At 33.6% G+C, this 18834-nt stretch carries 27 protein-coding genes and 4 pseudogenes; 30 read left to right on the forward strand and 1 reads right to left on the reverse strand.

Annotation, left to right across the window (positions count from 1 at the left end; translation table 11 throughout):
• Positions 1-90: 90 nt before the first annotated feature.
• The 10 genes from MHH45_RS01475 to MHH45_RS01515 all read left to right on the forward strand — a co-directional run bounded on the left by MHH45_RS01475 (position 91) and on the right by MHH45_RS01515 (position 5269).
• Complete coding sequence (locus MHH45_RS01475; RefSeq protein ID WP_016115376.1) at positions 91-456, forward strand: hypothetical protein; 366 nt, start codon at positions 91-93, stop codon at positions 454-456.
• Between the two features lie 139 nt (positions 457-595).
• Positions 596-952 (forward strand): Imm3 family immunity protein, encoded by a 357-nt coding sequence (locus MHH45_RS01480; protein WP_016115375.1) that lies wholly within the window; start codon positions 596-598, stop codon positions 950-952.
• 108 nt (positions 953-1060) lie between these two features.
• A complete protein-coding gene (locus MHH45_RS01485) occupies positions 1061-1417 on the forward strand; it encodes a hypothetical protein (RefSeq protein WP_016115374.1) in 357 nt (118 codons plus the stop codon).
• Positions 1418-1419: 2 nt separating this feature from the next.
• Positions 1420-2010, forward strand: a complete 591-nt coding sequence (locus tag MHH45_RS01490) for an SUKH-4 family immunity protein (protein WP_016133063.1) — start codon at positions 1420-1422, stop codon at positions 2008-2010.
• Between the two features lie 69 nt (positions 2011-2079).
• Positions 2080-2631, forward strand: coding sequence for an SUKH-4 family immunity protein (locus MHH45_RS01495; protein ID WP_016133062.1), 552 nt, complete (start codon positions 2080-2082; stop codon positions 2629-2631).
• A gap of 204 nt (positions 2632-2835) precedes the next feature.
• Positions 2836-3228 (forward strand): immunity 50 family protein, encoded by a 393-nt coding sequence (locus MHH45_RS01500; RefSeq protein ID WP_088093728.1) that lies wholly within the window; start codon positions 2836-2838, stop codon positions 3226-3228.
• A gap of 70 nt (positions 3229-3298) precedes the next feature.
• Entirely contained in the window at positions 3299-3646 is a 348-nt protein-coding gene (locus tag MHH45_RS01505) for a hypothetical protein (protein WP_016133060.1), read from the forward strand.
• An 84-nt stretch (positions 3647-3730) separates the two neighbouring features.
• Entirely contained in the window at positions 3731-4126 is a 396-nt protein-coding gene (locus MHH45_RS01510; RefSeq protein WP_033671320.1) for an immunity 22 family protein, read from the forward strand.
• 96 nt (positions 4127-4222) lie between these two features.
• On the forward strand, positions 4223-4363 hold the full coding sequence (gene tnpA / locus MHH45_RS27955) for an IS66 family insertion sequence element accessory protein TnpA (protein WP_414848071.1): 141 nt from the start codon (positions 4223-4225) through the stop codon (positions 4361-4363).
• A gap of 63 nt (positions 4364-4426) precedes the next feature.
• A complete protein-coding gene (locus MHH45_RS01515; protein ID WP_088093716.1) occupies positions 4427-5269 on the forward strand; it encodes an SDR family oxidoreductase in 843 nt (280 codons plus the stop codon).
• A 166-nt stretch (positions 5270-5435) separates the two neighbouring features.
• Here MHH45_RS01515 and MHH45_RS01520 read toward each other — a convergent pair.
• Positions 5436-5594, reverse strand: a pseudogene (locus tag MHH45_RS01520) (helix-turn-helix domain-containing protein).
• Between the two features lie 210 nt (positions 5595-5804).
• Between MHH45_RS01520 and MHH45_RS27960 the strand changes: the two are divergent.
• From MHH45_RS27960 to MHH45_RS01615, 20 genes and pseudogenes are all read left to right on the forward strand, one after another.
• Positions 5805-5906: pseudogene (locus MHH45_RS27960) on the forward strand (nucleoside triphosphate pyrophosphohydrolase); the annotation flags it as partial.
• Positions 5907-6064: 158 nt separating this feature from the next.
• Positions 6065-6481, forward strand: coding sequence for a DUF6985 domain-containing protein (locus MHH45_RS01525; RefSeq protein ID WP_016133057.1), 417 nt, complete (start codon positions 6065-6067; stop codon positions 6479-6481).
• A gap of 236 nt (positions 6482-6717) precedes the next feature.
• Positions 6718-6858 (forward strand): hypothetical protein, encoded by a 141-nt coding sequence (locus MHH45_RS01530; RefSeq protein ID WP_016115372.1) that lies wholly within the window; start codon positions 6718-6720, stop codon positions 6856-6858.
• Positions 6859-7274: 416 nt separating this feature from the next.
• Positions 7275-7811, forward strand: a complete 537-nt coding sequence (locus MHH45_RS01535) for a SecY-interacting protein Syd (protein WP_016133056.1) — start codon at positions 7275-7277, stop codon at positions 7809-7811.
• Between the two features lie 125 nt (positions 7812-7936).
• The gene (locus tag MHH45_RS01540; RefSeq protein WP_016115370.1) at positions 7937-8500 is read left to right on the forward strand and encodes a DUF1444 family protein; all 564 of its coding nucleotides are present in this window, start codon (positions 7937-7939) and stop codon (positions 8498-8500) included.
• 95 nt (positions 8501-8595) lie between these two features.
• Positions 8596-9195, forward strand: coding sequence for an immunity protein Imm33 domain-containing protein (locus MHH45_RS01545; protein ID WP_016115369.1), 600 nt, complete (start codon positions 8596-8598; stop codon positions 9193-9195).
• A pseudogene (locus tag MHH45_RS01550) lies at positions 9192-9326 on the forward strand (cupin domain-containing protein); the annotation flags it as partial. The gene MHH45_RS01545 and the pseudogene MHH45_RS01550, both read left to right, overlap by 4 nt.
• Before the next feature lie 322 nt (positions 9327-9648).
• Positions 9649-9774 carry a hypothetical protein gene (locus tag MHH45_RS01555; RefSeq protein WP_016115368.1) on the forward strand — a complete coding sequence of 42 codons (126 nt, stop codon included), beginning with the start codon at positions 9649-9651 and terminating at the stop codon, positions 9772-9774.
• Positions 9775-10113: 339 nt separating this feature from the next.
• Positions 10114-11172, forward strand: coding sequence for an endonuclease/exonuclease/phosphatase family protein (locus MHH45_RS01560; protein ID WP_016115367.1), 1059 nt, complete (start codon positions 10114-10116; stop codon positions 11170-11172).
• Between the two features lie 24 nt (positions 11173-11196).
• Positions 11197-11438: pseudogene (locus MHH45_RS01565) on the forward strand (DUF4077 domain-containing protein); the annotation flags it as partial.
• A gap of 638 nt (positions 11439-12076) precedes the next feature.
• Entirely contained in the window at positions 12077-12520 is a 444-nt protein-coding gene (locus tag MHH45_RS01570; RefSeq protein WP_077293972.1) for a hypothetical protein, read from the forward strand.
• 81 nt (positions 12521-12601) lie between these two features.
• A complete protein-coding gene (locus tag MHH45_RS01575) occupies positions 12602-12949 on the forward strand; it encodes a DUF2185 domain-containing protein (RefSeq protein WP_016115364.1) in 348 nt (115 codons plus the stop codon).
• Between the two features lie 144 nt (positions 12950-13093).
• Entirely contained in the window at positions 13094-13612 is a 519-nt protein-coding gene (locus MHH45_RS01580) for a SecY-interacting protein Syd (RefSeq protein WP_088093715.1), read from the forward strand.
• Positions 13613-13666: 54 nt separating this feature from the next.
• Entirely contained in the window at positions 13667-13846 is a 180-nt protein-coding gene (locus MHH45_RS01585) for a hypothetical protein (protein WP_088093714.1), read from the forward strand.
• Between the two features lie 156 nt (positions 13847-14002).
• A complete protein-coding gene (locus MHH45_RS01590; protein WP_016115361.1) occupies positions 14003-15136 on the forward strand; it encodes an RNA-guided endonuclease InsQ/TnpB family protein in 1134 nt (377 codons plus the stop codon).
• A gap of 17 nt (positions 15137-15153) precedes the next feature.
• On the forward strand, positions 15154-15678 hold the full coding sequence (locus tag MHH45_RS01595; protein ID WP_016115360.1) for a hypothetical protein: 525 nt from the start codon (positions 15154-15156) through the stop codon (positions 15676-15678).
• 71 nt (positions 15679-15749) lie between these two features.
• The gene (locus MHH45_RS01600; protein ID WP_170927921.1) at positions 15750-16439 is read left to right on the forward strand and encodes an SMI1/KNR4 family protein; all 690 of its coding nucleotides are present in this window, start codon (positions 15750-15752) and stop codon (positions 16437-16439) included.
• A gap of 65 nt (positions 16440-16504) precedes the next feature.
• Positions 16505-16897: an immunity 22 family protein gene (locus MHH45_RS01605; RefSeq protein ID WP_016115358.1), complete on the forward strand. Its 393-nt coding sequence runs from the start codon at positions 16505-16507 to the stop codon at positions 16895-16897.
• A gap of 21 nt (positions 16898-16918) precedes the next feature.
• Positions 16919-17635, forward strand: coding sequence for an endonuclease V (locus tag MHH45_RS01610; protein WP_016115357.1), 717 nt, complete (start codon positions 16919-16921; stop codon positions 17633-17635).
• A 236-nt stretch (positions 17636-17871) separates the two neighbouring features.
• Positions 17872-18816, forward strand: a complete 945-nt coding sequence (locus MHH45_RS01615; RefSeq protein WP_016115356.1) for an ATP-binding protein — start codon at positions 17872-17874, stop codon at positions 18814-18816.
• The last annotated feature ends 18 nt before the right edge of the window (positions 18817-18834 follow it).

Below are 18834 nucleotides of genomic sequence, written 5' to 3' on the forward strand. Positions count from 1 at the left end.
GAAAAAAGATGGCAGAATTGTAGAAAATATACTAGATTGAAAAGTGAGAAGTTTAGTATTAGACGAACAAAAGTTTAAGGGGAGTTTAAAATGAGTATAAAAGTAATAAGGGCAACAGGAATGATGGGCGGAGCTACAAGAGTGGCTTTAAAGGTAGATAATGAGGTTATAATGAAATTAGAAAATAATGAAGAGTACACGCTCCCTTCTGATGTAAAAGAAGCGAAGTTAAAAGCAAATCAATTATTTTTTGGAAGTAAAGAAAAGCAAGTGAAAAGTGGCGATATAGTCGAAATTAAGATTAATAGTATAGCCATGCTATTGTATATGGTATCGTTAATAGCAGTATTATTTGGTTCAAAGATTGATCCTAATGTTATTTGGTTTGGTGTAATCGGCTCTTTGGTATCGCTTGTCTATTCAATAAATAATTGGTTCACATTAGAAGTTAAATAATAGGAAACAGCAGAGATTTTAAAAACTCTGCTGTTTTTTACATCATAATTGTTTGAATTGTGTTGCGTAGTCTAATAACTAGTGAGTATCTATGTCTAAACAACTACTTCAAAATTAACACCTAATGGAGGGATTTGAAATGGAAGACTGGGAATACAATGAATTGTTTGAAGCTATTAATGAAGCCTATAATGATTTTTTAGCTTTAAATAGAGGATATAAATATGCAATAGCAAGGGCTGCTAATGAATATATAAATCTAGGGAAAATAGAAGACGTTATTGCTGATACAGCTGTAGGTGAAATACTGTTAACTCATGACAAAGTTTTTATTGGATACATTGAAGGTATAACAAAGAGATTAAGCAAGTTTAATCCACTAGACGCAGTGGGGGAATTAACGCAAGAAGAAATAAGAGATTTATCTAATAGAATACATAAAGTATTGGAAGGTCTTGAAGAAGTGGAGATTGATTATAATCCTTCAGCAGAATAACAAGATCTATTCTCTTTCGTGCTCAAGAGGAAGTATTTGAAGGTAAACGGGTAGGAGAGAAGCTTTATCTTTGTTTTGCTCAAAATAAATGAGAAAGCGGGAATTTGAGTGGAGAGCTATTTTATTAAGATAGATGGGTTTGAATATCCAGAAGCATATAGAAAAGCAATTGAATTACACTTAGTGGATTTTGATTTATGGTATATGATGGAATCAGCACAAGCAACTAGACGCTTTCTTGATTTGAAAGAAAGGTATCCAAATAGAAAATTAGTTCCTTTTGCTAGAAGAGATGATAATGATGATATTGCCTGCTTTGAATTTGGAAAAGGACAAAAGGTTCAAGTGATTCATGACTTCGCTAGGGAAGGGTTTGAACAGAGGAAGGAATTCGGTGATTTTTGGGAGTGGCTTGAATTCACGATTAAGGAAATGATTATTTTTAATCGAATGGAAGAGGAGTAATATTGCTAGACGAAAAGCTTGTATGGGAGGAAAGGTTTAAATTGATGAACCCCAATGAATTTCTAAAAAGATGGAACCAAAAAGTATATCCACTTGTTCATTATGAAGAAGATAAACTCAAAAATTTAGATATCCCTGTGGCATGTAAATATTTTTTATTAAAATCTGGATTACCTGAATCTGCAGCTCCATTTTTAAATTTTGAATCAACAAAAAATGGAAGCTTATTAACCTTAAAGGAAAAATATAATGTAGATGCAAGTTATGAGAGGAATACATATTTAGGGTTTACAGGTGAAGGAAATATTTTATCCATGAAAGTTCCTTCAGGGATGGTCGTATGTATAGATCATGAAAAAATGGAAGAAGTATATGTAAATCAATCCATCCCACAATTAGCAGAATGCATGTTGGAATATAGTGAGTTTATAAAGAGAATAAAAGAAGTGAATGGTAGACATGCATATTTGAATAGAGAATATAAGAAGGAAGATTTAGAAGTTATGATAGAAAAATTCATTGAAATTGATAAGGATTGTCTAAATCATAATACTTTTTGGAATGAAGAAATAAATCCTTTTCATAAAGATTAGAACTTATAAAGATGAAGAGGAATATGTAGGAGTAAATGATGAGAATGAAAAAAGGAAAGAGGTATTTAGATGATTTCACCTAAAGAATTTTGTGATAAATGGAATGAAAAAAGAGACGGGCCAGTGAACAAATTAGATCGAGATATGTTACAGCACACAAATTTATCTAGTGATACAAGAAGGTTTTTAAGCGAAGTCGGTCTTCCGGCATCGGCTGCTCCATTTATAGAGTTTGATAACGCAACTGAACCGATGCAGAATGTAAACCAAAAATTTGGCATGCCAATAGATTACCAATCTTATTGGTTTATAGGAACAACTGGTTCTGGCGATCCTCTTTGTATTGATGAGAGAACAAATAAGGTAGTCTATTTACATCACGACAACAACTATGAAGAAATCTTCATTAATTCTTCCATCCATCAATTTGCAGAAAGCCTTCTATTATTTTCTAAGTTAATTGATGAAGCGATTCACATAAATGGTGAATTTGCTTTTTTAGATAATGAAATTCCAGAATCAGTGCGTATCTGGTTTGAAAATGAAGTAAGGCGTATTGATCCTAAGGCTGTGGAAAAGAATACGTTTTGGTTTGAGGAGCTTGAAAACCTTACTGAATGACAGAGTGTATTTTATCATTTTAACCGAGAAGACCCTCTCCTCTAAACGAAGCGTAGGTGGGGGTAGTTCAATGATGATGTACTTTATTTTTATGGCACCTATTGGGCTTGCATAAATGATGATTCTCTATATGTTTTTCTCTGGATTTTCAGATGAAGCCCTGTTATTTTGAAAAGAAAATCAAAGAAAGTAAGGCATATAAAAATGATTAATCAACTTAAAATCTTAAATCCTCAAGCACTTATAAGTATTTTTGGAATGATATCAGAGTTTGAACAATCAGAGTTATTAGATGTTCAGCTTAGAAGAGATGGTCCGACCTTAGTTATCCAACTCATGACAAAGGAACCTGTTGAAAATAAACCGAAGCGATGGAATAAATGGGATGTAATTTATATAGAAATTTCATTCTTTTGTATTCAAGATTTAATAATCAAAGATATAGGAACAGACAATATAATTCATCAATTTGAAATAAATGCTATTGAAGAAGAAGGGCAATTAAAAATTAAGTGTAGAAATCAGATGCAAGTTGAATGCTTATTTGGTTGGGCAAAAATAGAGAAAATAACCCCTGGTTTAATAGGACTACACTGACCTAGTTTTAGTAGCTAATTTTAAGAACACCTACTTTTTATAAAATGTAACATTTGAGGAGGGCCGCTGCGTGGCTATATATTCTGTCATTCTTGAATCAAGTATTAAAAGTCGCTTATTAATGAAAATAAAAAACTATACAAATTGCTCTTTATCTGAAATTCAATCCAACATAAAAAATAAATATCCGGTAATGGCTGTTAACCGTCGGAATTCAGAAGAAATGGAGAAAATGAAGAATTTAATTGAAGAACTGTCTTCAAATAAGCTTCAATTTAGGCTTTTTAAGCAAGCTAATGAGGAGATTAGAGAGGTAACAGTTGCAATGTTTACAAATGGTATGGAAACTTCCAGGAAGATTGCAAAACAAAGGGAGCGTTTGGATGCATTATTAATAGAAGAGGACGATGACGAATAGATGAGTGATCTAGCAATGGGTGAGGAGAATTCAAAATAAAACTACCCCTAATAAACGAGTAAGAATGAATAAAGGAGGGTTAATATCGAAAATCCAGGCGTAATCTCTCTATGGCTAGGGAATATCAAGAGTAAAGAAATGCTGCAAAAGTATGTGGAAATAAAGTTCGATGAACAGGGAGATAGAATCCCATCACAATTCATGAGAGATTTCCAAATTGATTTTATCGATTACAATGAAGACCTATTGGAAATCACATTTATTGATATTTCAACTACATCTTTACAGTTGTTATTAGAAGGCGCATCTTATTATGAAAAGATTATATCTCAATTCACAGATTATTATGGGGAACGTATGTTAGAGAGTTATAATGCAGTGATCAGAGTGTATGATTTTGAATATAGCGAAGCGAATGCTGTTGAAAATAGAAATATAGTTTTTGCTGGTGCAGTTGTTTATGAAGAGTGGGAAGAATAATGTTGGTGAATGTATTTTATGATCAAAGTATACTGCGATTATAATGTGATGAAAAGTTGAATGACAAGTTACAAGAGGTGACTGAAAGGTGCTTATATTCAAGACTATAAAAACAGTGGGTTATCAAAAGCTACTTGGTGTCAAAAACAGCACCTACCGGTTCATCGGCTATATTACTGGTTGAAAAAATTCTCACCTCGAAAACAACACCTTCATTTCCTCTATTTAATTTTTTGAAAAGGATATATTTTCCTGAATATCATAATACATTATAGAAAAATGCCGAGAGGGGTGTATGTGATGGGTTTCCCGCCTCAACAACAAAGTAAACCTGGCATTGAATCATTAATGATACCCAGACCTATATTTGATAACCCCAATTACAAACCAGCCGGTAAGCTTATAAATAAGGTAGCGCTTATAACTGGTGGGGACAGTGGGATTGGGAGAGCTGTCGCTGTAGCCTTCGCGAAAGAGGGTGCAGATATAGCAATCTCATACCTAAATGAGCACAGCGATGCCAAAGAAACGGAGTTCTATGTCAAAAAGTACGGCCGTAGTTGCATTACCATTCCAGGTGATATTGGGTATGAGCAGCATTGCCAACAAGCAGTAATGCAAACAATTCACCAATTTGGCCGTATTGACATTTTGGTGAATAATGCCGGTGTACTATACATAAGGAACAGTCTACTTGATGTAGATTCGAACCAACGAGCAAGTACCTTTCACACAAATGTTTTTTCTCAGTTTATTTTTACGAAAGCTGCTTTGCCATACATGAATTCAGGGAGCTCCATAATAAATACAACATTCCTTAGTGCCTATCATGGAGATCAAGATGCAATTGACTACTCGGCATCTAAAGGGGCTATTGTTTCATTTACACGTTCGCTGTCATTGTCACTGGCATCGCAAGGGATTCGAGTTAATGGTGTGGCCCCAGGACCAATTTGGACTCCATTAATTCCATCTTCCTTACCTCCAGAATGGCTTGCCACATTTGGAGACCATGTTCCTATGAAGCGAGCCGGTCAACCGTTTGAAGTGGCACCTGCTTATGTATTCTTGGCCTCCGATGATGCATCTTACATATCAGGGCAAATTCTGCACGTGAATGGTGGGGAAATTGTAAACGGCTAAATACTTACAAAATTAATATTAATTGTTATTATTCAAACTGGGTATTTCCCTTTTACCTTATATTCATTCAACTCTCTTTTCTTCTTCATAAAGAGTAAATATCCCATTTGAAACATGATGGAAGACCAGATTAGAATGGTAATCAATTGCCCATACAAATGGCATTCTAACCGTTCTCTTCTATGTGTTTAAAGTTAATATTTTGTTTCTTTTGATTAGCTAACTTACTTAAAGTGGCGTATCAAATATCTGTTAATCTTGATAATTCTCGTAAGGAAATTCCTTTACGGCAAAAAAGAAGACAAAATGGAAGGGGGGGTCTAATGAAAAGTACTTCAAGAGAAAAAGAAATATTGTCATCATGTTAATGCTAGCAGCTGTTGTAGGGGTTTTTTACCACTGTTTATGTACAAAGCAATAACAGGTGAAAATGAAGTGTACAAATATCATTGCTAATCAGCTTTATAAGTTAATAGAAGAAATCATCCGAAGCACTGGTGTAACGCAAGGTGATTTCAACAATAATACTAGATAGAAAGAATACATAGAAGAAGTATGCAAGAAAACAGGGGAAGAGTTAACGAAGTATATAGAAGCGAAAAATAAAGAGCATAAAGTCGAAAAACTAGCAGATTTATATTGCTTTCTTATTGTTCTTTGTTTTATGTTGGTTCGAGTCTAGTTTGAAGTATACAATTTAAACAGGTAGGAGGAAAAATTGAAAGAAATGGACAAGTAATTCAAGAATGGGGTCCAATTGATTATAGTTTCAAATCTCAATTGAGTAAAGTGGAAGTGGCAGCTAATAGATCAAAATTTCAAGATGAAGCCCAAATAAATGAGGATGAGATAGAAGAAGCTGATTTATGTCCTACAATTCAAGAAGAATCATATAGCAAATTCATCGCTGATATAAATAGACTAACACAAGAAGCTGAACAAGCTATATTCGAATATTATCAAGAAGAATGTTTAGAGTATAGAGCTATGTTAGGGGGTGAGTCTGCTGATGAAATAGCACCAATTATAACAACTACCCAACAATTAGGGAAATTGGTTGATCTTATTGGCCTTACTATTTTACCTGATTTTGAAGATGGAGTTAGAAGGGTAGGATTAGTATTCAATTGTACATGGGAAGAGGACGGCGTTGGTGTAAGATTTGAAAATGAAGAAGTTGCTAAAGTTGGTTATCAAGATATTGTTATTTAAACTGTAGGACGAGAAAACTTACATATTAATAAAGTGAAACTAAAACGTATTTTATGTAGGTTTCACTTTATATGATGAATTGAAATCCCAAGTGAACGAAATGTCTCTAGGGATTTTGTGCTTATTAGACAAAAATAAATATAAGATGGAAATATAGTACAATAAATGTGATATAAAGTTTAATTGAAATAGAAAGAATAGTAAGTTGATTTGATCGATTTGAAAGCTGGAATGATGTGTATCATACAGATAATGCAGTAGAATTATTTCAAGCTTTTGTTACAGTGGCCGAAGAAGATGATTTTTACTATACATGTGGTATGCATTGCTTTGGGCTACCGGATGTAATTACTTTTAAAGATCAAGTAACTCCGTAATATGCTCAAGAATTAATGAACGTTTTTTGTCTGTATAATCTCATTGAAAATCCTAGCTTAACGGACTATTCTACATTCAGCTTAGATGAAGAAAACCCTCATTTCATATTGCAACATACGGAGTGTAAACATTTTTCAGAAGATGAATTGTTTTATAATCAGTATGGTATTTGGGCGTTAGTAAAAAAATAGTAGTATAAAATTTGTTGTGATAGGAATAGATGGTGCAGGAAATCCGATTTATTGTAAATCACTAACTGTAGAAATGATGAGAGTTGATATGGATACAGGTGAATAAGAATGGAGTGCTTCTAATTTAGGGGCATATTTACATAGGCATTTACTGAAGAGATACAAATCCATTTTTGATGAAAGATTTGTAGGGGGAAAATTAAGTGAAGTAAAGGGGAATATGCGTGTCTATTAAGAATGCAATGCAACAATACTTTAGGTTAAGAATAAAATTAGCGCACGAAGGTTTAGAGTTTCTATTAAAAACACCAGTTCTTGAAGAAGTGAATCCTATTCTTTATGATGGGGAAATAAATGAGGAAGGTTATATTCTATGGAAACCAGTAGAAAAAAATATCGTACACGACTTTATTCATTTAGAACAAGAAATGGATATTCACTTTCATCAAACGGTTATTATGTACTTTAATTCCTATTGGTTTGCTAAATTAAATGGTTTTTATAAAAATTATTATATTGAATTAGAAGCGGTATTGCCGAATATTGAATTGAATTCATTTGAAGAACAGTTAAAGGGCTATAAGGAGAACCACCAAGAGAGATTAAAACATATCCCAATAGGTATTGAAGGTAACGGGATGTTAGTTGTAATTGACAATGAGGATGGAAAAGTTAAATTAGAAGATTATGAAAGAGGTTCATTTGAAACCATTTCAGAGAGCATACAAGAATTGATTTCAAATTTACGTTTGAAGAGGTGATAGTCAGTACAAGTTTAAAGGAACTCATATCTCGATTAAGCTTCCGATGAATTTAGTAGTGTTTTGCTGGCTTTATATCTGTTAATTGGTGTGTATTGTTATAGAAAGTAAAGGGGCGTATTTATATGACAATCCGGTTTTGTAAGGAAGCAGTTGCATACTTAAAACCAATAGTAAAAGAGGATCTTGATGAAGAGTGTTTTACTTTATCTGAAGAAAGTAGTTTTGTCCATACATTTTTTAATGAAGATTTAATGATTACCTTTTTAGCTGAAAATGATCAAAACGATTATTTTCAATATGTTCAAAATAAGCATATATCAGGAGAAGGATTGGATGAGGAACAGTTATTAGAAATCGGGATCAATAATCTTTATAAATTAGCAGATGAAAAAGAACTACGGGTTCACACGCTATCGGAAGGGTGCTTTGCTTTAATTCTTGACGGGAATTTCGAAGCTAGCTTAATTGTTTTAGACGACTTATGGGATCACTCATTAAAAGAATTCGTATCAAATGGATATGCAGTTGCGATACCAGCGAGAGATATTCTTGTTTTTTGTGATTGTAATGCTAGTAACGGAATTGAAAAAATGAAAAGTATAATAGAAAAGGTTTGGGAAGACGGAGATCATTTACTTATTGATAAAATTTTGCTGAGAAGTGAGGGGAAATGGAGCTATTTATAGCCATCCAAAATATTCAAAAATAAAGTTGTACTTATTCTAATAGAGTGAGTATTTGGGATGAAAACGAAGTGCTTGTGAAAAGAGGGAGGAAATAGGTGGAAAAGTTTATTAAGAAGATAGGGGATAAAACTTTCATTGCTCAGGCAGAAAAGATCTTTGCAGTGCAGGTAGAAGGGTTATTTCATTTTTTAACTGAAGTAGAAAATGATCGTTTAATAGATGGATTTTCTATACAAGTTGGTTGGTCGATTTATTTTCTTGATAAAAGGGAAGATGGGTATCATATTATCATACATGATTATACGAAGAATCCATTTGAAGATATGACAGATGATTTGACGATTTCTTTATGGATATTATTAACACAAGTGAGTTTTTTAAAACCATTAACAATTGAAGGGGAATTGCTGCGTTTTTGTGACAAAATTGTTGCTGCTAAAAATGTACTGGAGTTAGATAATATTTATTTGGAAAGAACAAAGGGGTGTGAAAAAGGTGACTCCGGTTGGTATATAGGTCCTGTTAATGATGAGCATAATGCAGAAGAGTACGAAGCGCTTTATGCATATGAATTACTAAAATTGAGACCTTCTCTTATTCGAGTTTTGACATTGCCTTTTGAATATCTTGTAATCTTTGAAAAAGATGAATTGAAAGCAGTTGTAAATGAACGCAATGTTAACATTATGTTTTAAACGTTCAAGAAGGAATAGAAGTACCACCTTTAGTTCCACATCAAATGAGAAATGAATCCGAAGGCGATGTAGAATTTTTGGTAATATCTCAACCTAACAGTAAAGGTGACAGGGTTTTAACAGACAAATAAAATGGGTTGGTTTATTGTGCTATCGGGTACGATTGTTGAGTAACATAGGAGAAAATGTTCAAACTTTTTTATAAAAATCACATCTATATCAAAACTGTTGAATCTATTTTGATAGCTCCTTTTTCAAAATGGATTCTTTTTCTAGTTGAGCAGTTTAGTTGAAAAAGAAAATCAAATCGTATAGCATACAAAAAAGAAAGCAAACTAAAATCGTGGGTGCCGATAATGAAAAAATACTACTCCGCTATCTTTATATAGCGTATTTATTATAGTTGGCATCCTTGAAGGAATCACTAAATCATACTACAAGGGCGGTGAAAAAATGGCTAAAAATAAGAATAATCAATTGAAGAATAATAAAAATGTTCTACCAAAAGCAGATGTAGAATTTGCGGGAGAAAACGGACTTGAAAAAATAGCATTAAGAGCTCAAAAAAAATCAAAATAAGTAAACAATATGGGGCAGTAAATCTGTCCCTCAAAATTAACCTGATGTTTTTTAGGGATACTAAAAGTAGATCGTCATAAGGCGGTCTTTTTATTGTTTTCCGACAGAAGACTCCTTTTTCAAAAATTAAACTCTGAAAGAGACTTTATTTATAGAACATTATCAAATCAACATAATTTCATATTAATTTGACCTCAAAAACGCTATTCTTTTTGTAGAAATAAACAGAAAGGAAGGCGTTTTCATTGTATATTTTAGAGTTACTTTATGTTTACGTTTAGAACATGTTAAAATAACCACGTATGCAAACTATAAAAAGAGAATAAGGGAGTCATGAGCTTGAAGAAGGCATTGAAAGGTTTATTATGGGGGACAGGCTCGATATTTGGTGCTTTCGCGGCATTTATTACGTATGTGGTAATTACGGATGTGAAGCATAAGGATGTTGAGAAGTTGAAGGTGGCAAATAATAACGAGCGCGTTCTTAAAGTTGGGGAAGAGTTTAAGGCGACAACGTTTAATATTGGCTACGGCGGTTTAGATAAGGATCAAGATTTCTTCTTAGACGGAGGGACGGGTTCGCGCTCTAGTAGTAAAGAGCAAACAGAAAAGAATATCAGCAATATGCTGTCTTTCTTACAAAAGGAAGATTCTGATTTTATTTTAGTGCAAGAGATGGATGAGAAGTCACTTCGTTCATTTGATGTGAATCAGTATAAGGCGTTTCAAGATGGACTGAAAGATCATGCGTCTACGTTTGGTTATAACTTTAATGCGCAGTGGGTGCCGGTGCCAATTAAGAAGCCGCACGGATATACGAACAGTGGACTTAGTTCGTTCTCAAAATATAAAGTAGAAGAAGTGACGAGATATCAGCTTCCTGGAAGAGAGATGTGGCTTCGTCAATTATTCGAATTAGATCGAGCGATTGTTGAGCATAAGGTTCCAGTTGATAACGGAAAATATTTACGAATGGTGAACGTTCATTTATCTGCATATGATAAGGGCGGAAACATTCGAAAGCAACAAGTTGAGTTTTTGAAAGAGTATATGAATAAGCATTACAAAAATGGCGATTATATCGTGCTTGGCGGAGACTGGAATCAGCTATTATCTGATGTGCAGTTAAAAGATCCGAAGTTTAAAGAAGAATGGCCAGAGTGGTTAGTACAGCTACCAGAAGATTTCACTGATGGTGGGTTCCAGTGGGCTGTTGATGATACTGTTTGGACAGTTCGTGATAATGTGAAGAGTTATGTCGAAGATGAGAACTTTGTTACGATTATCGATGGATTTTTAGTGTCTCCAAATGTGGAGATTGTGAGCGTACAAGGGCATGATTTGAAGTTTGAAAACAGTGATCATAACCCGGTTAGCGCAGTGTTGAAGTTAAAATAGTAGGGGAAGACAACGGAATGGTTCAAGAGAGAATGTGTGCAAGAAGAGTGTAAGCATATGTTGTCTGAAGTCTTATCCAATGTAAATAATCTCGGCTCGTTCATTCCATTAATGGATGAATGACAGAAATTGCAACGCATCAAGGAAACTTCCAAGTAAAGAAGACAAATATTGTCCAAGATGTGAAATATGCTTCGGATGTTATTCAAGAAACTTCCGCGGCAACAGAGGGAATATTAGCGAGTATAGAAGAAGAGATGCAATAATGGCTCTATTGAAACGTTTGATACTTTGAGCAGCTAGAGGGAATTTTAAGAAAGTAAAAGTGAAATGCTATCCTTTAAAAAAGAAGCCGCTGAAAAAGCAGGAATATCACGAATGACTCTCTATCGAAAAGCAAACTCAAATATATAAATCACGAACCTCGTTGACATCCAACGAGGTTTTACTTTTATTACTATCTACTTTGCGTGTGGTGTCAGCCTCGCTGGTACTCTCCCATCGCTATCAAGCTAAGATTTTACAGTACCCCCAAAACACAAATTTCATCTCAATTTTTTGTTTTATATGTTTCATTAAAAAAATGTTTTAGACTATAGAATAAAGTAGTAGACTGTTAAAAAATAGTTGTAGACTGAAAAGGTGTTTTCAATATGTGAAAACACCTTTTGCTAACATAGATTCCGCTATTGAGTAAGATAGTTCGCGATAAGAATGATAAAAAGTAAATAGCGCTCTACATATCAAAGTGTAAAGGTTCTCTATAATTTGAAAGAATACATACAGATCGAATAGGTGGTAAAACATTAACCTTAAAACCATAATAGGCGTTATAAGCAAATGCTGGAATGTTATAATTTAGGGGAATATAGTTTCATAGTTATACACATATAGAGGTGAGTATATGACGAATTGTTATTTTGAGTTTGTAATACATAAAGAGGCCCGTTTTCATAGGCTAAGAGAATTTTTTTACAAGCTTAAGGAAGAAAAAGAAAAGGAGATGATAAATTCTAGTGATTCTATGTGGCTAGATTATTTTGAAGAAGATGCATTAAAACAGTTTTGGTGGCCGACGGAAGAAGAATTACGTAACTACCAGATGTTATGGGAACAAACTCCCATAGAAAAACGTTTAACAGATCCTAAGCTTACGACCCCATGGGATTTTGAATCTATGATCGATGCGTTTGCTTGTGGGGAATATGAACTAATATCTTGTGAAAAGGTATCAAACAATATGGGAAGAATTGAATTTTATCCCTATGGATGGCCATATGGCGGGAGCGATGTGTTTAGAGCGTTGATTGAGTATAGTGGATTCAAAATTATCGATGAGAGCGTATAGGATTTACGATCTTTAAAGGTATAGTGATAGATATGGAATAGAATAAATCATAAAAAGAAACTACAGAAGGGATGAGAAAATATGTCCAATTACTTAAGGTCGGAATTTATCGAAAATGCAGGCGGCTGTATCGTATCGAAAAATATTTTAGATGGAAATGGAAAATTGAAATGGTTGGTTAGAGATGAATCTGTAAATAGTGTTGATAATGGATGGAGATTTTTTTCGGATATTGATGATGACGATTATGTAAACGATCCGAATAATTTAGTAGTATGCGATTTTAATACGGTAGCCCAAATTGAACCTGCTATTTTAGCGATTTATTTCTTTCCGGTCGGAAGTGATTTACAGTTAGTTGTAGAGGATGGAAAGCGTTATTTTGTTGATAATATAACGGAAGAAGTTGTAGATTTTTTGTATCATTAAAATAACATACATAACTAGAAAAGTATTTCATAGGGAAGCAAAAATTGGCTTCTATTAATAGTAAGATGAAATTTGATATAAGAAAAGGAATAATTTTTAGGTAGTGAATGAAGGAAAGAATAAATGGTTTGGGAGAAGTAAAAAATGAAAGAAGAAATGAAGCAGTATTTTCATATATTACTTAAAGAGTGGAAAGATTTTAATGATTCATTACCAAAATCTCCATGGATAGAAGAAGCAGATTCTTTTATATATGAAGGGGAACCAGATGCAGAGGAATACGTCTTCTGGAAGCCTATAGAAAAAGATGTGCTTCATGATTTTTCAGTTATAGAAAAGAAATTAGCAATACAATTACATCATTCGATTAAAGAATACTATAATTCTTACTGTTTTTTTGACTTAGCTGGAAGTTATTTAGAGTATAACCTGGAGCTAAATCCTGTTATACCGGGAATTGAACTCCGAGACTTTTATATCACTTTACAAGGCTATAAAAAATCGCACCATAATGAGTTAAAGAGTATTCCTATAGGTATGGAGTGTAATGGGCTTTTAGTTGTTGTAGATAATGAAAATGGACAGGTGAAGATAGAAGATTATGAAAAAGGCAGTCTTGAAGTGATTAGTAATAGTTTAGCAGAACTTATTTCAATGCTCTAATGAAAGTATATAATATAGGGTTCAATTTGAAATATAAGTTAAGAGATAATGAATATGAGTAAATTATTATTAGAAAAAATAGAATTAGTCAAAGATATTTTAGGTGATGATTCATTTAGTTTGGTTATTGGTGAAATTGTGGAGGCAGAAAACCAAATAGATGAAAAATTAGAAGATAATATTTTAATAGTATTCCAACAGAATTCCCCTTCCTCAAGCGCGTGCAGGACATAGTCCAGTGGTAGGGAGGGGATGAATGTTGGTCATGCACAGCACGAAGTTTTCGTTTCCTTTTTTGTAACTTCATGTATACTAGTAGTGAAGGGGAACGTATATTCGTTTCTTTGTTTTTAGGAATTTGAAACACTACAATGAAAAAAGAGGAAGGTGATGAGAATGTTGCTGAGCCAAAAATATGAAATTTTCCCAACGAAAGTACAGAAAGAAATGTTAGAACGTTGGCTGCAATATTGTCGTCAAACCTATAACTCTGCTCTTTTAGATAAACAGAGAAAATATAAAGAAAATAAGCAATTGTATACACGTTCTGACATGCAAAAGCAACAAGTAATTGATAAGAAGAGATATTCTTTTCTGAAAGAAGTGCCATCACAGCCCTTACAAGAAGTATTTTTACGACTCAAAAAGGCATATGATGGCTTTTTTCGTGGGGATACAAACTATCCCAAATTGAAAACGTATAAAGACTATAATAGTCTCACTTTCCCTCAATTTGGATTCAAATCGAATGGGAAACACCGCTTTGCGATGTCATTTGCAGATAACGGAAATTTATATAACAAACAATTAGGAGAAATAGAGATTCATATGCATCGGCCGATAGAAGGAGCGATCAAACAGTTGATTCTGAAACGCCAATCGAAGAGATGGTACGCTATTTTTAGTGTCGAAAGACAAGTGGTACCTTCCTCTATTGTTATGGAAAATGCGATTGGTATAGATGTAGGACTTAATAAATACGCTGTTCTTTCCAATGGAGTGGTATTTGAAAATCCAAGGTTTCTGCTACAAAAAGAAAAACGACTGAGGAAAGCACAGCGTAACCTTTCGAAGAAAAAGAAGGACTCTGCGAACTATAAGAAGCAAGTAGAACGAATTCAGGTCCTTCATGAAAAGTTAGCGAATCAAAGAAAAGATTTTTTGCATAAATTAAGTTTTCACCTTACGCAAATGTATTCGGTGATTTGTATAGAGAATCTCGATATCCGAAGCATGGTTCGGAATCGAAACGTATCAAAGTCGATTTCTGATGCAGGCTGGGGCGCTTTTCGCAAGATGCTTATGTATAAGTGCGAAAAAATTGGAGGTCTTCTTGTGAAAGTAGATCCGGCATACACATCACAAGATTGCTCGAGCTGCGGGAATCGCGTGAAGAAATCCCTATCGATTCGGACACATATTTGTCCAACGTGTGGAACAGTATTAGACAGGGACCATAATGCAAGTCTAAACATTTTGTGCAAAGGGTTAGAACAATTACTTGTGAGAACGACAGAAGACTGAAACTGTAGGGCAAGGTTGTGTCCAAACAGTATAAACGACGCCTGTGGAGAGTATGTAAGTCTGCTTGGAAATCCCAAACAGCAGCACTCTATGAAACAGGAAGCCCCTTCTTCAAACAACTCGTAAGAGTGTTAAGGAGGGGTCATTCACAAGATTATTATTTTATTACAAGAAAATACAAAATATTGAATGGTGGAGTAATTACTATATACGGCCATCAAAAACTTGAAAGTATTCAGTTTTATGTGGAAGATATGCCAGATAGAGATGATAAATGGATTTGTATAGGGACAGTAGAAAAGTATCCATTATTTATTAATAAAATTGATGGAGAAGTATCTTGTTTGTTTGGAGATTTAATTGATCAAAATTTTGTTATTGAATCATACGGTGATTTTAGCAGTTTTTTAGAAAATTATTTTTTAGGGAGCCAATATATTGATATCGGCCTGTCTTTTGTTGAAGCGGGTGGAATAAGGAATTCCATTGGAAGTAAAGATGACGAGTGGTATAAACTGTTAGAATTGAATAGATTAGTTTAAAGGTATTACTTTGAATTTGGTGGTGAAAACTTTTTTACTTTAGAGAAGTAGAAATGAAAGGGGACGGCTATATGGAACCAAAACTTGCATTTTTAAGAAAATATAAAAGAAATGTAAAGCTTCAATCAATAGATAAAATAGATAATAAGGTCATACCTAGTATTTGGTATGAAATTTTTAAAGAATACAATAGCAGCAAGAGAATAAAAATGGTTTTAGAGATTTGGAGAACATACGTAGGGAAAGAATTAAGAAACACAATCTTATATTTGGAAGAGCACCTTTTCAATGTGGAGTTAATAGAAAATAACGGCATGTATTCGATGTTATACATACTGGAGACGTCGGATGGTGAAATAGTGTATTATGAAGCAGGAAATCCTATGGATACATTTCATAATAAAGTACTAGAAGTTTCATGGGATAGAATTCCCATTTCAGTTCGAAAGTTTTATGAAAAAGTTCATAATGGTTTTTATTATTATGCGAGCGGTGCTATGGGATTAGTGCCTTTTGAATGTGTTACTTATTTTGATGATGATGAGTGGGGAATTATTGAAGAATTAGAGGAGAACTTACAAATTGATTTGAAAACAACTTTTGGATTTTTTAAAAGTGGAGCGGGCGGTTATGTAGCTATTGATTATAACAATTGCAAATATGATAAATCTACATTATGGTTTACAAACGATCAACCAAAATATAATGTTGATTTTTGGGATGTAGTAGATGAATGGATTGTGATTGGTTTTGAAGCGTAGTATGTAGAGGGTTTAAGAATTACTTTTGTGTACTGAGAAACTATATATGAATGGAGTTTGTATGCATGGAAAAAGAAGGTGTGGTCTCATTATGGCTAGGAAATATGGAATCTGAAGATTTTTTAGAGGATTATTTCAGTATAAAATATACAGATGATGGTGATTCCATACCATCACCATTTATAAAAGACTTTCATATTTGTATGTATGATATTGATGAGGACTTTATTGAAAAAGAATTTTATTTAAAGCGAAGTGATAATCTAGAAGCTTTATTAACCGGGTGTTCTTATGAAGAAGTTGTGATACCACAGATGAAAAGATTTGCTTCGAATACACTAGAGATGAAATACAACACGATTATTATGATATATAACTATGAATACAGCGGCGAAATAACAAATAAAAATGAAAATCTTTATGAAATGAAATACATAGGAGCTGTTTCGTATAAATGATAATAAAAAGGGGATGAGAACATGGAAGTTAGAGAAGTACATTCATTTAATCTGAATTCAGAAAAAGAATTTTCTGAAATTCAAGATAAATTGATACATAGAATTGAATTGAAAAATAACTTTCATCTAGAAAATGTAAGTTTAATAGCTGGAGTAGATTTAGCTTATTGGGAAAAAGATGATAAGCACTATGGAACTTGCTGTATTGTTGTTATTGATTATCATACGAAGAAGGAAGTGGAGAAGGTCTATAGTTATGGGGAGGTAACGGTACCGTATATACCAGGTTTTTTAGCATTCCGTGAGTTGCCTTTAGTAATAGAGGCAACTAAAAAGCTTACTTCAGATCCAGATATATTCATGTTCGATGGAAATGGTTATTTACACTATAAACATATGGGGATTGCGACACATGCTTCTTTTTTTCTACAAAAACCTACAATCGGTGTAGCGAAAAGTTATCTTAAGATTAAAGGTGTTGATTTTATCATGCCAGAGAATAAGGAGTTTGCTTTTAGTGATATTATGATTGATGACGAAGTATATGGGAGGACTCTGAGAACAAGAGAAAATGTAAAACCAATTTTTGTCTCTTGCGGAAATAATATAGATTTAGATACGAGTATTCAAATTGTATCGAATTTAATAGGGAAAGAAAGTAGATTACCAATTCCAGTAAGGTTGGCAGATTTAGAAACGCATAAGGTAAGAAGAGACAAGAGGGAAAATGATAGATGATAGGTATGTCTATGTAAAAAGGGATAGGAGGATGATCCCTTTTTTTTGTTATATTCGACGAAATACGACAACGCATAAAAACTTTATTTGCTATGATATTTTTTGGAATATTTCATTTTTATAATAATGAGTTGTATTAGCTATTCTTTATGGTGTTTTTGGAGAGATTCACTCTACAAACACCATGACAACATTAGTTAGAATCAAAGTGTTTATTTAGAGGGGAATGAATAAAAGTGAAAGACATGGAGAAATATCGCGAAAAAATTAAGGTGATTTCTTTTGATAGAGAACAAAATAGAATGGTGGAAGTGGAAGAAAATAAAATGATTTTCGCCGATGTTGGCGGAATGGAAGAGATTAAGAAGAAAATTAATATGGATTTTATTATGCCAATTAAAAATCCTGAATACTTTCAAGCGTTTGGTAAGAAAACAGGTGGAAGCTTATTATTTTATGGACCGCCTGGTTGCGGGAAGACATTTTTAGCACGTGCGGTAGCTGGGGAAATTGATGCGAATTTTATTCATTTGGAACTGCAAGCTATACTTTCTATGTGGACTGGTGAGTCTGAGAAAAATTTACATGAGATTTTTGAGGAAGCGCGGAGAACAAAGCCATGTATATTGTTTATTGATGAGTTAGATGCATTTGGAGGGAATAGACAAAAAATGGGTTCCCATCATCAGCGGACACTAGTAAATCAATTGCTAGTAGAAATGGATGGAAGTAATTCTTTTAATGAAGGAGTTTATATTATTGGTGCAACAAATACACCATGGTATATTGATCCTGCGTTACGTCGTCCAGGACGTTTTAATTCTCTTGTTTTTGTTGCACCACCGACTTATGAGGAACGATTAACAATATTAGATTTGAAAACAAAAGATAAGCCGAAAACAGAATTACAGCTTGACTTGGTCGCAAAGTATGCAGAGCATTTTTCGGGTGCCGATTTAACATATTTAGTTGAGGATGCGATTAATCAAGCGATTCAGCGTTCATTTGAAACAGGGCAATTACAACCTCTTTCAAATGAAGACTTGCTAGAAGCGATGAAAAAACGTCAGCCAACGACTTTAGATTGGTTTTCAACAGCGAAAAATTATGCGACATTTAGCGATGTGAATAAGGATTTTGATAAAGTGCTAGATTATATGAAAGAACACAGATTGAAATAGCAGGTAAGAAGCAGGGGA

The organism is Bacillus sp. FSL K6-0042, assembly GCF_038006685.1.
GTDB lineage: Bacteria > Bacillota > Bacilli > Bacillales > Bacillaceae_G > Bacillus_A > Bacillus_A pseudomycoides.